This window comes from Rhodoferax sp. ZS1R8 (genome assembly GCF_056521325.1).
In genome coordinates this window covers 637,194-650,520 of the sequence record NZ_JBWMBA010000002.1, presented here as the reverse complement: position 1 = coordinate 650,520, position 13,327 = coordinate 637,194, and the positions used below count along the sequence as shown (strand labels likewise).

Sequence of the window (13,327 nt, the reverse complement as noted above, 5' to 3'; positions counted from 1 at the left end):
CTCCGAGTGCCCTTTGCACAAACTGCAGGACCCACCCCATGGATTTGATCTTTGCCGACGAAGAATCACCGCCCCCCGGCAACGCCCGGGCAGTGCAAAAGAAGCCTTGGTGCATCTTGCTGGTCGACGATGACGCTGAGGTGCATGCCGTCACCCGGCTCGCACTTAAGGGCTTCGAATTCCAGGGCGCAGAACTGGAGCTCCTGAGCGCCCATTCCGGCCAAGCGGGCCGCGAAATCTTCAACAGCCGCGACGATATTGCGCTGGCCATCATTGATGTGGTCATGGAGACTGACCATGCAGGTCTGGACCTGGTGCACTACGTACGCAACACGCTGGAAAACCACCGCACACGCCTGGTCATGCGCACTGGGCAGCCTGGACAGGCCCCGGAGGATCGCGTCATCCGCGAATATGACATTGACGACTACAAGGAAAAAACCGACCTGACGATCCAGAAGCTGCGCACGCTGCTGTACAGCAAGCTGCGGGCTTACCGCGACCTGTGCATCATTGAATACCAGCGCGACGGGCTGGCCCGCGTGCTGGGCGCGACGGCCATGGTGCAAACGGCAGAATCGTTGACGGTTTTTGCATCGGCCGTGCTGGACCAGCTGACCTCGCTGTTGCATCTGGACAAGTCGGCGCTGTACTGCATCATCCTGCCCAACGCAGAGAATGGTGCGCACGAAACCAAGACCATTGCAGCCACCGGCGATTTCGTCGACTACAGCAGCAACCTGCCCGACCTCGTGACCAAACGTTTTGCCGAAGTGTTCGCCAAAAAAACAGGGCAACACTTTGACGATGCCTACGTGCTGTACACCGCAGCCAAGAACGGCGGCGGCAATCTGCTGTACCTGAAGCACGCGACGGAATTGGGCAAGCTGGACCAGCAGCTGCTGGAACTCTACACGCAGAGTGTTGCCATCACCTTTGAGAACATAAACCTGCAGGATGATTTGCGAGAGACGCAAAAGGAACTGGTCTACACACTGGCGGATGCCGTGGAGGCACGCACGCAAAAGACTGGTGCGCATGTCAAGCGCGTAGCGCTGGCCTGCGAAATGCTGGCGCGCTTGTATGGACTGCCCGAAGCACAGGTGCTTTTGATACAGGACGCATCGCCGCTGCACGACATTGGCAAGGTAGCCATTCCCGATGCCATCCTGCACAAGCCCGGCAAGCTGGATCCCGACGAGTGGGCACTGATGCAGCAGCACGCCCAGTTTGGATTGGACATTCTGCAGCGCTCCCTGCGTCCGCTAATGAAGCTGGCGGCCGAAATCGCACTCTCGCACCACGAGCGCTGGGATGGCAGCGGCTACCCCAACGGGCTGGCCGGAACCGCCATCCCCATATCGGCCCGCATCACCGCGCTGGCCGATGTCTTCGATTCGCTGGGCTCGCACCTCAGCTACCGCGAACCCTGGTCGCAGGAGATGGTGGTTCAGGCCATACGCGAGGGCAGCGGGCGCCAGTTTGAGCCTGCGCTGGTCGACCTGCTGCTGGCCAATCTGGATGCCTTCAACGCCTTGCGCCAACAACACCCGGACGAGGTGCCCGCGCAGGTTGCCGCTTAAGCCAGACCCTGGTGCACGGTGGGGTAGTGCAGGTTCAGGCGTAATTCGCGCTTCATGCGCGTGTTGACCATGCGGCGCGATTCGTTCATGAAGCTCAGCAGTGCCAGCGATAGATGCTCGGACGCCCCTTCTCGCGCAATGCGCGGGGGCCGCCGCAGGCCATACAGATCAGCTGCCAGGTCGAAATAGTCGCCCATCTTGAGATCACTGTCGTCGTTGACGTTGTAGACCCTTTGGGCCGCTCCGCGCCACAGCGCGCTGCAGCAGGCCCGCGCCAGATCATCGGCGTGGATGTGGTTGGTGTACACGTCGTCCTGCGGGCGCAGCACCGGTGTCCCTTTCAGCAGCCGTGCGCGGGGTGTGCCGCCTTCGCGGTCTAGTGCGTAAATACCCGGGATGCGCAACAGGCTGGTGCGTACGCCACTCGCCCGCCCCCAAAACCGCATCGCCGCTTCGGCATGGGTGCGCCGCTGCGCACGGGGCGTGCCCGCACGTACCGCTCGGGTTTCGGTTACCCATGCGCCGTCGCAATCGCCATATACGCCGCTGGTCGAGCCGTAGACAGCGCTGCGCGGCTGGCTGCGCAGGCGCAGGGCGCGTACCAGCGCCCGCGTGCGGGTATCCGCCCAGCCTTCGGACGGTGGCGGCGCCAGATGCACCAATCGCGTAGCCAGGCCGGCCAGTCTGCGCAGGCTGTGCGCGGTATCCAGATTGCCCTGCAACGGAGTCAGGCCATGGGCACGCAGGGCCTCCACGCGACCGGGCTGCGAGGTCAGTGCGAACAGGCGCACCATGCCCCGCATCTGCTGTGCCACGCGCATGCCGACGTCGCCACAGCCGACAATCAGCAGGCGTTCACGGCGAAATCGCGCGGGCAAGGCGCCAAGGGGTGTCTGGTTTGAAGGCAAAATCGCTGATCCGTTCCAATTTGAGTGTTCCTAGGATACCTACAAGATGACAGCAAGCAGTTCAGACGCCACACTTTTTTCAGTCGTGGTGCAACCCAGCGGCCGCACATTTGACGTGGCGCCCGGCGAGGCCGTGCTGGCCGCTGGCATCCGCCAGGGTATTGGTTTGCCCTATGGCTGCAAGGATGGCGCGTGTGGGTCGTGCAAATGCAAACTGGTCTCGGGAACCGTAACCCACGGAGCGCACCAGCAAAAGGCACTGAGCGTGGAGGAAGAGGCCGCTGGCTTTGTATTGACCTGCTGTGCACAGCCGCAGACGGATCTGGTGCTGGAGTCGCGCCAGGTCACCGAGCTGGGGGCATTGCCGATCAAGAAGATGCCGACGCGCGTGATCTCGCTGACGAAAAAATCGGACGATGTCATCGTGCTGCAGCTGCAACTACCCGCCAACGACAGCTTTGCCTACCGCGCCGGCCAATACGTTGAATTCATACTGCGTGACGGTGCACGGCGCAGCTACTCCATGGCCAGCGCACCCAACCTGGGGCCCAGCATGGAACTGCACATCCGCCACATGCCGGGCGGCAAGTTCACAGACCACGTTTTCGGTGCGATGAAAGAGAAGGAAATCCTGCGCGTCGAGGGTCCGTTCGGCTCCTTCTTCCTGCGCGAAGACTCCGACAAACCCATCATCCTGCTGGCATCCGGCACGGGCTTCGCACCGATCAAGGCCCTGATCGAACACATGCAGCACCTGGGCACCACGCGCAGCGTCAGCCTGTACTGGGGCGGCCGCAGACCCGCTGACCTGTATATGCAAGACTGGGTGCAGGCACAGCTGCAAACCATTCCCCACCTGCGCTACATCCCGGTGGTATCGGACGCGGCGCCGCAAGACCAATGGACGGGGCGCAACGGCTTCGTGCACCGCGCTGTGTTGCAAGACTTTCCCGACCTCAGCGGCCACCAGGTCTATGCCTGTGGCGCACCCATTGTTGTTGAATCGGCGCGGCGGGATTTTGCTGCGCTGGCCCAACTGCCGGCTGAAGAATTTTTTGCCGACTCGTTTACATCTGAGGCCGACAAGGCGCAGGCTTAAGGCATAAAAAAGCCACCCGAAGGTGGCTTTTTGTGTGCGGGCCGTGCGGCCTACTCGCCCAGATACGCAGCGCGCACGCGTGGATCGGTCAGCATATCTGCGGCATTGCCCGACATCGTCACGATACCGGATTCCATCACGTAGCCCCGGTTGGCGATACCCAGCGCGCGGCTGGCATTCTGCTCGACCAGCAGCACGGTCACGCCCTGCGCGTACACGTCTTTCACCACCTCGAAAATCTTGTCCACCATGATGGGCGACAAACCCATGGATGGCTCGTCCAGCAGCAGCACCCTGGGGCGGCTCATCAGCGCGCGGCCCATGGCCAGCATCTGCTGTTCGCCGCCGGACATGGTGCCGGCCAACTGGTCCTTGCGCTCGCGCAGACGTGGGAAGATGGTGAACATCTTTTCCATATCCGCCGCAATGCCGTCCTTGTCATTGCGGATGTAGGCGCCCATCTGCAGGTTTTCGATGATGGTCATGCGGGTGAACACACCCCGCCCTTCGGGCACCATAGCCAGGCCCTGTTTGACCAGGTCCCAGGGGCCTTGGCCCTTGATGCTTTTGCCCAGGTACTCGATGTCGCCCGCATTCAGCGGCAGCGTGCCGGTGATGGCCTTCATCGTCGTGGTCTTGCCGGCACCGTTGGAGCCGATCAGGGACACCAGTTCGCCCTCGCGCACTTCGAAATCCACGCCCTTGACGGCCTGGATGCCGCCATAGGAAACCTTCAAGCCGGTTACCTTGAGCAAAATATTAGATGCTGCTGTCATTGTCTTGTTCTCCTGAAGCCGCCTAGTGGCCGCTGGTGCCCAGATACGCTTCAATCACTTTTTCATTCTTCTGCACGTCGGCCGGTGTACCTTCGGCAATCTGCTTGCCGTAGTCCAGCACCGTGACGCGGTCGCACAAGCCCATGACCAGCTTCACATCGTGCTCGATCAGCAGAATGGTGCGGTTGTCCTTGCGGATGCGGTCGATCAGCTCGCGCAGCATGACCTTTTCGGTCGCGTTCATGCCGGCTGCCGGCTCGTCCAGCGCGATCAATTGCGGATCGGTTGCCAGCGCACGGGCAATCTCCAGGCGGCGCTGGTCGCCGTAGCTCAGCGTGCGGGCCTTGTAGTCTGCAAACTTGCCAATGCCCACGTAGTCCAGCAGTTCCTGCGCACGCTGGGCAATCTCCGCTTCCTCTTTCTTGAATCCGGCGGTGCGGAAGACCGCGCCCATCAAACCGGAGTGTGTGCGGATGTGGCGGCCCACCATCACGTTTTCCAGCGCCGTCATTTCTGCAAACAGGCGGATATTCTGGAAGGTACGCGCGATGCCAGCCTTGGCTACGGTGTGCACAGCGGTGGGGTGGTAGATCTTGCCTGCCAGCTCAAAGTTGCCACTGTCCGGCGTGTACAGGCCGGTCAACACATTGAAGAAGGTCGTCTTGCCGGCGCCGTTGGGGCCGATCAGGCCGTAGACCTGGCCGCGTTCGATCTTGATGCCTACATCGCTGAGCGCCTGCAAACCACCGAAGCGCTTGGAAACGCCGGAGACGTTGAGTACTGTATCTGTCATGTTCGTGCTTCCGTTCAGCTCTTCGCGTTCTGCAAGGATTTGCCGTGTTCGGGCGATGGCCACAGTCCACGGGGGCGCATCAGCATGACAATGATCATGGCCAGCGCAATCAGCAACTGGCGCAGGATGGATGCATCCAGCCGTCCACCCGTCGCGTCCTGCAGGGGGCCTGCCACATAGCGCAGCACCTCGGGCAAGGCTGACAGCAGCACGGCACCCAGAATGACGCCGGGCAGGTGGCCGACACCGCCCAACACCACCATCGCAACAATCATCACCGACTCCATCAGCGTGAAGGACTCAGGGGAGATGAAACGCTGGAACGACGCAAACATGGCGCCGGATACACCACCGAAAGTCGCGCCCATGCCGAACGCCAGCAGCTTCAGGTTGCGGGTGTTGATACCCATGGCTTTGGCCGCGATTTCGTCTTCGCGAATGGCCATCCATGCGCGGCCCACGCGGGATAGTTCCAGGCGGTGGCAGATCACCACGCTGAACACGACCAGCACCAGGAACAGGTAGTAGTACAGCGACACCGATGCCACTTCGAAATCGCCAATCATCAGTTTCTTGCCCAGGTCCAGGCCGAAGAAATGGAAGGAGTCGATCTGGCTGATGCCCTTGGGGCCGTTGGTAATGTTGTAGGGGTGGTCCATGTTGTTCATGAACACACGGATGATTTCACCAAAGCCCAAGGTGACAATCGCCAGGTAGTCACCGCGCAAGCGCAAGGTGGGAGCGCCCAGCAATACGCCGAACAAACCCGCAACCGCTGCCGCCACTGGCAATATGACCCATAACGGCATGTGCAAACCATCGGGGAACATCGCCGCCAGCGCAGGGAAAGTTTCGGTCAGGTGTGGCGACGCCATCAAGCCAAACGTGTAGGCGCCTATGGCGAAGAACGCCACATAGCCCAGATCCAACAGGCCCGCATAGCCGACCACGATGTTCAGGCCCAGCGACAACAGTACGAACAGCAAAGCCATGTCTGCAATCCGCACCCAGGCATTGCCGAAGCTTTGCAGGACGAGCGGCAGTATCAGCAAGCCGGCCGCAGCCAGGAAGAACAAAATGATTTTTTGTTGTTGTTTCATGTCGGTGTGCTCCTCAGGCCCGGTCTGCCACGCGCTCACCCAGCAAGCCCGAGGGTCGCAGTGTCAGCACAATGATCAGAACGATGAACGCAAAAATATCGGAGTAGTGACTGCCCAGCACATTGCCGGTCAGGGCACCGATGTAACCAGCACCGATGGACTCGATCAGACCCAGCAGGATCGCGCCGACCACCGCACCGGCCAGGTTGCCGATGCCGCCAAACACTGCAGCGGTAAAAGCCTTCAGGCCGGGCAGGAAGCCCATGGCGTGTTGGGCGGTACCGTAGTTGGACGCGTACATCACACCGGCAATCGCGGCCAGCACGGCACCGATGATGAAGGTGGCAGAAATCACCATGTCTGGCTTGACGCCCATCAGGCCGGCAACGCGTGGGTTCTCTGCTGTAGCCCGCATCGCGCGGCCCAGCTTGGTATGGTTGACCAGCCACATCAGCACCGCCAGCGACACCGCGGTAAAGACCAGAATCATGATCTGCGTCGGCGATATCAGCGCGCCGCCAATCTCAACCGGCGTGTTGGGCAATAGCGTGGGGTAGGACTTGTAAGTAGGCTTCCACAAAATCATTGCCAGCGTCTGCAGCAGGATGGACATGCCGATGGCCGTGATCAGTGGGGCCAGCTTGGGGCTGTTGCGCAAGGGGCGGTAGGCCACCTTTTCAATCACAAAATTCAGCGTGGCGGCGACTACACAGGCGATCAGCAAGGAGATGATCAGGATGACGTAGCCAGGCGTGCCGGGCATGGATTCCTGCATCAGTGTGATGATGGACCAACTGGTCAGAGCCCCGACCATCATGACTTCGCCGTGGGCGAAATTGATCAGGTTGATGATGCCGTACACCATCGTGTAGCCCAGGGCAATGAGCGCATACATGCTGCCCAACACCAGACCGTTGATGATCTGCTGCAACAAAATATCCATTTGAGTTCTCCGATTTTTTGGCCGGTACGTAAGTCACGAATGTATTGGACAGCCATTTGAAGACGACCGGCGTGGCCTTGTGGGCAGCACGTGTCCGCTAGCAAAAAGCCTGCCATCTTCCATGTTGCGACAGCCGAGTGGGAGGGATTGTAGCCAAGGGCACATGCAAGTCGAGGCTCGATACCCTTGGGTTTACCCCTAGCAACTGGTGTGCATCAGTCGATTCATGCAGGGGTTAGCGGGGCTAATACTCGGCGCAAAACAAGCAACTCACTTATGCCGCATCATCGGCACGGCCGTGCGATTGGGCCGCATTGCGCGCCTTCAGCTGGCGCAGTTTTTCAGCGATGCGGATCTCCAGCCCACGTTCTACAGGCTGGTAGAAAACGGGTGCAGCCATGCCGTCCGGAAAGTAGTTCTCTCCGGCGGCAAAACCGTCTTCTTCATCGTGGGCATAGCGGTAGCCCTTGCCGTAGTCCAACTGCTTCATCAGCTTGGTCGGCGCATTGCGCAGGTGCATGGGCACGGGCCGCGTGCCGTCCTTCTTGACGAGGGCTCGGGCAGCGTTGAAGGCTTTGTAGACCGCGTTGGACTTGGGTGCCACGGCCAGATAGACCACGCACTGCGCCAGGGCCAGCTCGCCCTCGGGTGTGCCCAAGCGCTCGTACACATCGGCCGCATCCAATGCCATGCGCAGCGCACGCGGGTCGGCCAGACCCACATCCTCGTTAGCCATACGGATCAGGCGGCGCGCCATATAGCGCGGATCGGCACCTCCATCGAGCATGCGGATCAGCCAGTACAGCGCGGCGTCCGGGTCCGAGCCGCGCACCGATTTGTGCAGCGCGCTGATCGAGTCGTAGAACTGCTCACCCCCTTTGTCGTAGCGCCGCATGCGCTCGCCCAACACCTTGAGCAGCCATGCGTCGGTGACCAGCTCCACCCGCTCCTGCTGCGCGGCCACGGCCAGTGTTTCGAGTGTGTTCAACAGCCGTCGGGCGTCACCATCGGCATAGGCGACCAACCGGTCGACTGCTATGTTGTCAATAGCTGGTTGCGCACTATCCGCGAGGGCTACAGCCACAATCTGCTTAAGATCTTCAGCGGTGAGCGGCTGCAGCACATAGACTGCCGCACGGGACAGCAAGGCCGAATTAACCTCGAACGACGGGTTCTCGGTGGTGGCGCCGATGAAGGTGAACAGGCCGCTCTCAACATGCGACAAAAACGCATCCTGCTGGCTTTTGTTGAAGCGGTGCACCTCGTCGACAAAGAGGATGGTGCGCCGCCCCTGGCCCAGCGCCACTTGGGCCTGTTCCACGGCTTCGCGGATGTCCTTGACGCCGCCCAGCACAGCGCTGATGCTGATGAACTGCGCATCAAACGCATCGGCCATCAGCCGCGCAATCGTGGTCTTGCCGACACCGGGTGGCCCCCACAGAATGCAGCTGTGCGGTTGGCCAGACTCGAACGCGAGGCGCAACGCCATGCCTTCGCCCAACAGGTGTTGCTGGCCAATCACCTGACCCAAAGTCTTGGGGCGCAGGCGTTCGGCCAGGGGTTGGTGGGACGACGGAGTAGGCTTGGGCACGGGAAAGCAGTAAGTAGACGAACTCCAGTTTAATAGGGCGGCTCAGCTCTGCACTCCTCCATCTGTTAAAAGGGTGGCAACGATCTGTAACCATTGCGCCCATGCCCCCTGCCTCCTCTTCCACTACCCCTTTTGGCTCTGACAACAATGCCGATCCGGCTACCGCCTTGCGCTGGACCGACGGCGATACACCGTGCTCTGCGCTATGGCGCTCCGAACGCGGCGCGACACCACCAAAGAAAGTGTTGCTTGCCGATGACACGCTGACCGCCGATTCAGCCTACCGCCTGGCCTGCGAGGGCACGGCACTGTTATGGCGTGGCGACTTCCAGAACGCCCGCCAGCTGCTGCAAGCCATGGCACGTCGCGTGGACCAACCCGCCAAACGCACGCAGCGCAAGCAATCCGCGAAGGTCTCGATGGCCGCCGAAGGCACTGCGACCAAGCCCCCGGAGAGTGCTTTCAATTTACACCGCCAAGCCCAGGCGCAACGGGCACGGGTCTTGGGCATGGTGCTGATACCTGTTGGTGCGGACCTGGGCATTCCGCTGCGGCGTGCACCCGATGCGCGGCAAGCCTTTGCTGAAGCTTGGTATCCGGATGGCATTAATACGTCGCTCGGCGCCTCGGTGGTCTCTCTTCGGGAACTGCTGGGCCTGATCAGCGCGCACGAGTGGCGCAAAAAAGGCGTCGAGATTCCTGCGTTGGGTGCGGCCCCCAACAACCGTATCCACCCCCACTATGGCGTGTTCTCGCCGGTGCGTGGCGAGTATGTGGACCTGGTTGCGGCGGCATTGAAGACTTCTTCACCCGCTGCGAATAAGGCGTTTGACATTGGCACCGGCACCGGCGTGTTGGCAGCCGTCATGGTGCGCAGCGGTGTGGCGCAAGTGGTCGCAACTGACCAGGACCCGCGCGCCCTGTCTTGCAGTGAGGACAATCTCAAACGCTTAGGCGTCAGCGGACAGGTTCAAGTGGTGAAAGCAGACCTCTTTCCGGAAGGTCAAGCGCAATTGGTCGTATGCAACCCGCCATGGTTGCCAGCACGGCCCAGTTCACCGATTGAATACGCGGTGTACGACGAGGGCAGCCGCATGCTGCTGGGTTTTCTGAACGGCTTGCGTGCACATTTGGCACCCGGCGGCGAAGGCTGGTTGATCATGTCTGATCTGGCCGAGCATTTGGGTTTGCGGTCACGTTCGGAGCTGTTGCAGTCCATCGACAACGCCGGCTTGGCGGTCGTGGGGCGGCTGGACGCCAAACCCCTACATCCGAAGGCGCGTGATACGACCGATGCATTGCACGCAGCACGCGCTGCGGAAGTCACATCGCTATGGCGCCTGGCTGCGAAATCGGACTGAGCCCGCGAAGAAAGCTGCGGAAAGAGTGACCCGGAAATAGAAAAAGCCACCAATCTTGCGACTGGTGGCTTTCCAATTTGGCGGAGTGGACGGGACTCGAACCCGCGACCCCCGGCGTGACAGGCCGGTATTCTAACCAACTGAACTACCACTCCTGGTAGCGGTAACCATTTACTCTAAGTCTTTCAACTGTTGAGCCAAGTCGCCTTCTTACGAAAGCCGTTACCAACTTGTGCCGTTTTGCACTGCTGCAAAAACTTGGCGACCCCACGGGGATTCGAACCCCGGTACTCACCGTGAAAGGGTGATGTCCTAGGCCTCTAGACGATGGGGTCAAAACCTTGGACTAATTCCGCTCTCGAAAACTTTGGTGGAGGTAAGCGGGATCGAACCGCTGACCTCTTGCATGCCATGCAAGCGCTCTCCCAGCTGAGCTATACCCCCTAAACCTTGAGGTTACTACCGATTTCTCTGTAGCAACCTGAGAAAACTTCTTTGAAGTAATCTCAATTTCCGAGCCTCAAATTATAACCCTAGAAATCAGGCTTTCGCAAGTCTCGCAATTACTTTTTCTCTTCCGCACATTTCCAGCACCGAATCCAGTGATGGCGTTTGCGCCGTGCCCACGACCAGCACGCGCACCGGCATGGCCAGTTGTGGCATCTTCAACGCGTTGGCAGTTAGCACCTCTTTGATGACGGTTGCAATGGAAGCCTTGTCCCACGCGCAGGTGGCCAACTTTTCGGCCAGCATCGCAACTGCGGGGCGCACGGCGTCGGTCACGTGTTGCGCCAGTTCAGCCGCATCGGGCGTGATGTCGCTGTAAAACTTGGCCGCCCAGGTGGCCAGGGTCACCGTCGTGTCGCATCGGTCTTTGAGCAGTGCGCAGACCTGCGGCAGATGATTCTCGATGGTGGACGCATCCAGCGCGATACCCTGCTTGGCCAATTGCGCGGCAACCAGGCCGGCCAGACGTTTGTTATCCGCCTGCTTGATGTACTGCGCGTTAACCCACAGCAGCTTGACAGGGTCCCACTGCGCGGGACTCTTGTTCAAATGCGATCCATCAAACCAGGCCACCAGTTGTTCGCTGGTGAACAACTCTTCATCGCCATGGCTCCAACCCAGGCGGGCCAGGTAATTGAGCATTGCTTCGGGCAGATAACCGCCCTCCTCGTAAGCCGTCACGCTGACCGCGCCACGGCGCTTGGACAGCTTTTGACCATCGTCACCCAAAATCACCGGGCAATGGCCAAACTGCGGCAACGGTGCGCCCAGCGCGTGGAAGATATTGATCTGCCACGGTGTATTGTTGATGTGCTCATCGCCACGGAATACATGGCTAATCTCCATGTCCCAGTCGTCGACGACCACGGCGAAGTTGTAGGTCGGGACACCGTCGGTGCGGGCGATGATCAGGTCATCGATCTCGCGGTTGCTGATCGTGATCGGGCCTTTGACCAGATCGTTCCAGGTCACGTCGCCATCGGGCGGATTGCAGAAGCGCACCACTGGTGGCACACCGGCGGGAATGGGCGGCAGCGTCTTGCCCGGCGCGGGGCGCCAGCGGCCGTCGTACAAGGCCTTCTCGCCACGCGCCTTCTTGGCCTCGCGCACGGCGTCCAACTCCTCAGGCGTGCTGTAGCAATAGTAGGCCTTGCCCTCGGCGATCAGCTGGTCAATGACCGCCTTGTAGCGGTCCAGCCGCTGCATCTGGTAGATCGGGCCTTCGTCGTAGTCCAGGCCCAGCCACTGCATGGACGCCAATATCTGGTCCACCGAGTCCTGCGTGGAGCGGGCCACATCGGTGTCCTCAATACGCAGCACAAACTCGCCGCCGAAGTGGCGGGCATAGGCCCAGGAATACAAAGCCGTGCGGGCAGTGCCCAGGTGCAAAAAGCCGGTAGGCGATGGCGCGATGCGGGTGCGAATTTTTCGTGATGTCATGTCAGGGTGTCCAGGCCGCGCGCGAGGTCGGTCTTGATGTCTTCAATATGTTCCAGGCCCACAGCCACGCGGACCAGGCCTTGGCCAATGCCAGCCGCCTGGCGCTGCGCCTCGGTCATGCGGCCGTGTGAGGTGCTAGCCGGGTGGGCGCACATGGTCTTGGTGTCACCCAGGTTGGTGGCCAGTGACAAGACTTGCATGGAGTCCAGCACGTGGAAGGCCCGCTTGCGCGCTTCGTCTGCATGGCTGGCCTTGACGGCGAACGACAGCACCGCGCCACCCAAGCCGCCCTGCTGCGCCATCGCCAAACGATGTTGCGGATGGCTGGCGAGCCCGGGGTAAAAAACGCGGTCGACCGCAGGATGGGACTCCAGCCACTGGCCCAACGCCAATGCCTGTGCCGACTGCGCCCGCATGCGGATACCGAGCGTCTCAAGCCCTTTGAGCACAACCCACGCATTGAACGGCGCCAGGGTCATGCCACCACTCTTGAGTATGGGCAAAAATTTCTCAGTCACCAGTTGCTGGCTGGCGCACAAGGCGCCCGCCATGACGCGGCCCTGGCCATCCAAAAACTTGGTGCCCGAGTGCATGATGATGTCGGCACCCATCTCCACCGGCCGCTGCAGCGCGGGGGTCGCAAAGCAGTTGTCCACTGCCAGCAGCGCACCCGCCTTGTGTGCAATGTCGGCCAACGCGGCAATGTCACACACTTCGGTCAACGGGTTGGTGGGCGTCTCGGCAAACAGCAGCTTGGTGTTGGGCCGCACGGCTGCGCGCCACGCATCCACATCGGTCTGCGACACAAATGTGGACTGCACGCCAAACTTGGCCAAGTCCGAACCAATGAGCTTGATCGTGGAGCCAAACATGGACTGCGAGCACACCACGTGGTCACCCGATTGCAGCAGGCCCATGCACATCATCAAGATGGCGGACATACCGGACGCGGTAGACATGGCGGCCTCGGTGCCTTCCATGCTCGCCAGGCGTTGCTCGAAGCTGGCCACGGTGGGATTGCCATAGCGGCCGTAGGTAAAGCCTTCTTCTTCACCGGCAAAGCGGCGTGCCGCGGCCTCGGCTGTAGGCTGCACGTAGCCACTGGTCAGGTACAGGGCCTCGGAGTTTTCTCCGTATTGGCTGCGCTCTGTGGCCTCGCGAATGGCCAGCGTGTCCGGGTGCAGGCCCTCCGGTAGCTTTCTTTGGATCATGGTGCTGGCGAACCC

At 60.8% G+C, this 13,327-nt stretch carries 11 protein-coding genes and 3 tRNA genes; 3 read left to right on the top strand and 11 right to left on the bottom strand.

The window, feature by feature from the left end; genetic code table 11:
• The first annotated feature begins 38 nt into the window (after window positions 1-38).
• Complete coding sequence (locus tag AC097P_RS09040; RefSeq protein WP_479610060.1) at window positions 39-1,583, top strand: DUF3369 domain-containing protein; 1,545 nt, start codon at window positions 39-41, stop codon at window positions 1,581-1,583.
• On the opposite strand, the gene AC097P_RS09035 is transcribed toward AC097P_RS09040, so the two are convergent.
• Window positions 1,580-2,491 (bottom strand): NAD-dependent epimerase/dehydratase family protein, encoded by a 912-nt coding sequence (locus tag AC097P_RS09035; protein ID WP_479610059.1) that lies wholly within the window; start codon window positions 2,489-2,491, stop codon window positions 1,580-1,582. The genes AC097P_RS09040 and AC097P_RS09035 overlap by 4 nt on opposite strands.
• Before the next feature lie 46 nt (window positions 2,492-2,537).
• On the opposite strand from AC097P_RS09035, the gene AC097P_RS09030 reads away from it, so the two are divergent.
• Window positions 2,538-3,590 carry a CDP-6-deoxy-delta-3,4-glucoseen reductase gene (locus AC097P_RS09030; RefSeq protein ID WP_479610058.1) on the top strand — a complete coding sequence of 351 codons (1,053 nt, stop codon included), beginning with the start codon at window positions 2,538-2,540 and terminating at the stop codon, window positions 3,588-3,590.
• 50 nt (window positions 3,591-3,640) lie between these two features.
• On the opposite strand, the gene AC097P_RS09025 is transcribed toward AC097P_RS09030, so the two are convergent.
• From AC097P_RS09025 to AC097P_RS09005, 5 genes are all read right to left on the bottom strand, one after another.
• On the bottom strand, window positions 3,641-4,366 hold the full coding sequence (locus AC097P_RS09025; protein ID WP_479610057.1) for an ABC transporter ATP-binding protein: 726 nt from the start codon (window positions 4,364-4,366) through the stop codon (window positions 3,641-3,643).
• 22 nt (window positions 4,367-4,388) lie between these two features.
• Window positions 4,389-5,159 (bottom strand): ABC transporter ATP-binding protein, encoded by a 771-nt coding sequence (locus tag AC097P_RS09020; protein WP_479610056.1) that lies wholly within the window; start codon window positions 5,157-5,159, stop codon window positions 4,389-4,391.
• A gap of 14 nt (window positions 5,160-5,173) precedes the next feature.
• The gene (locus tag AC097P_RS09015) at window positions 5,174-6,259 is read right to left on the bottom strand and encodes a branched-chain amino acid ABC transporter permease (RefSeq protein ID WP_479610055.1); all 1,086 of its coding nucleotides are present in this window, start codon (window positions 6,257-6,259) and stop codon (window positions 5,174-5,176) included.
• Between the two features lie 13 nt (window positions 6,260-6,272).
• Entirely contained in the window at window positions 6,273-7,202 is a 930-nt protein-coding gene (locus AC097P_RS09010) for a branched-chain amino acid ABC transporter permease (RefSeq protein ID WP_479610054.1), read from the bottom strand.
• 274 nt (window positions 7,203-7,476) lie between these two features.
• The gene (locus tag AC097P_RS09005) at window positions 7,477-8,793 is read right to left on the bottom strand and encodes a replication-associated recombination protein A (protein WP_479610053.1); all 1,317 of its coding nucleotides are present in this window, start codon (window positions 8,791-8,793) and stop codon (window positions 7,477-7,479) included.
• 101 nt (window positions 8,794-8,894) lie between these two features.
• Between AC097P_RS09005 and AC097P_RS09000 the strand changes: the two genes are divergently transcribed.
• Window positions 8,895-10,154, top strand: a complete 1,260-nt coding sequence (locus AC097P_RS09000) for a methyltransferase (protein WP_479610052.1) — start codon at window positions 8,895-8,897, stop codon at window positions 10,152-10,154.
• Between the two features lie 78 nt (window positions 10,155-10,232).
• On the opposite strand, the gene AC097P_RS08995 is transcribed toward AC097P_RS09000, so the two are convergent.
• The 5 genes from AC097P_RS08995 to AC097P_RS08975 form a co-directional block, all read right to left on the bottom strand.
• Window positions 10,233-10,309: transfer RNA gene (locus AC097P_RS08995), tRNA-Asp, on the bottom strand.
• 104 nt (window positions 10,310-10,413) lie between these two features.
• A tRNA-Glu gene (locus tag AC097P_RS08990) sits at window positions 10,414-10,489 on the bottom strand.
• A gap of 33 nt (window positions 10,490-10,522) precedes the next feature.
• Window positions 10,523-10,598, bottom strand: a tRNA-Ala gene (locus tag AC097P_RS08985).
• A 96-nt stretch (window positions 10,599-10,694) separates the two neighbouring features.
• The gene (gene gltX, locus AC097P_RS08980) at window positions 10,695-12,101 is read right to left on the bottom strand and encodes a glutamate--tRNA ligase (RefSeq protein WP_479610051.1); all 1,407 of its coding nucleotides are present in this window, start codon (window positions 12,099-12,101) and stop codon (window positions 10,695-10,697) included.
• The gene (locus AC097P_RS08975; protein WP_479610050.1) at window positions 12,098-13,312 is read right to left on the bottom strand and encodes an O-succinylhomoserine sulfhydrylase; all 1,215 of its coding nucleotides are present in this window, start codon (window positions 13,310-13,312) and stop codon (window positions 12,098-12,100) included. The genes gltX and AC097P_RS08975 overlap by 4 nt, the downstream gene beginning before the upstream one ends.
• Window positions 13,313-13,327: the final 15 nt, after the last annotated feature.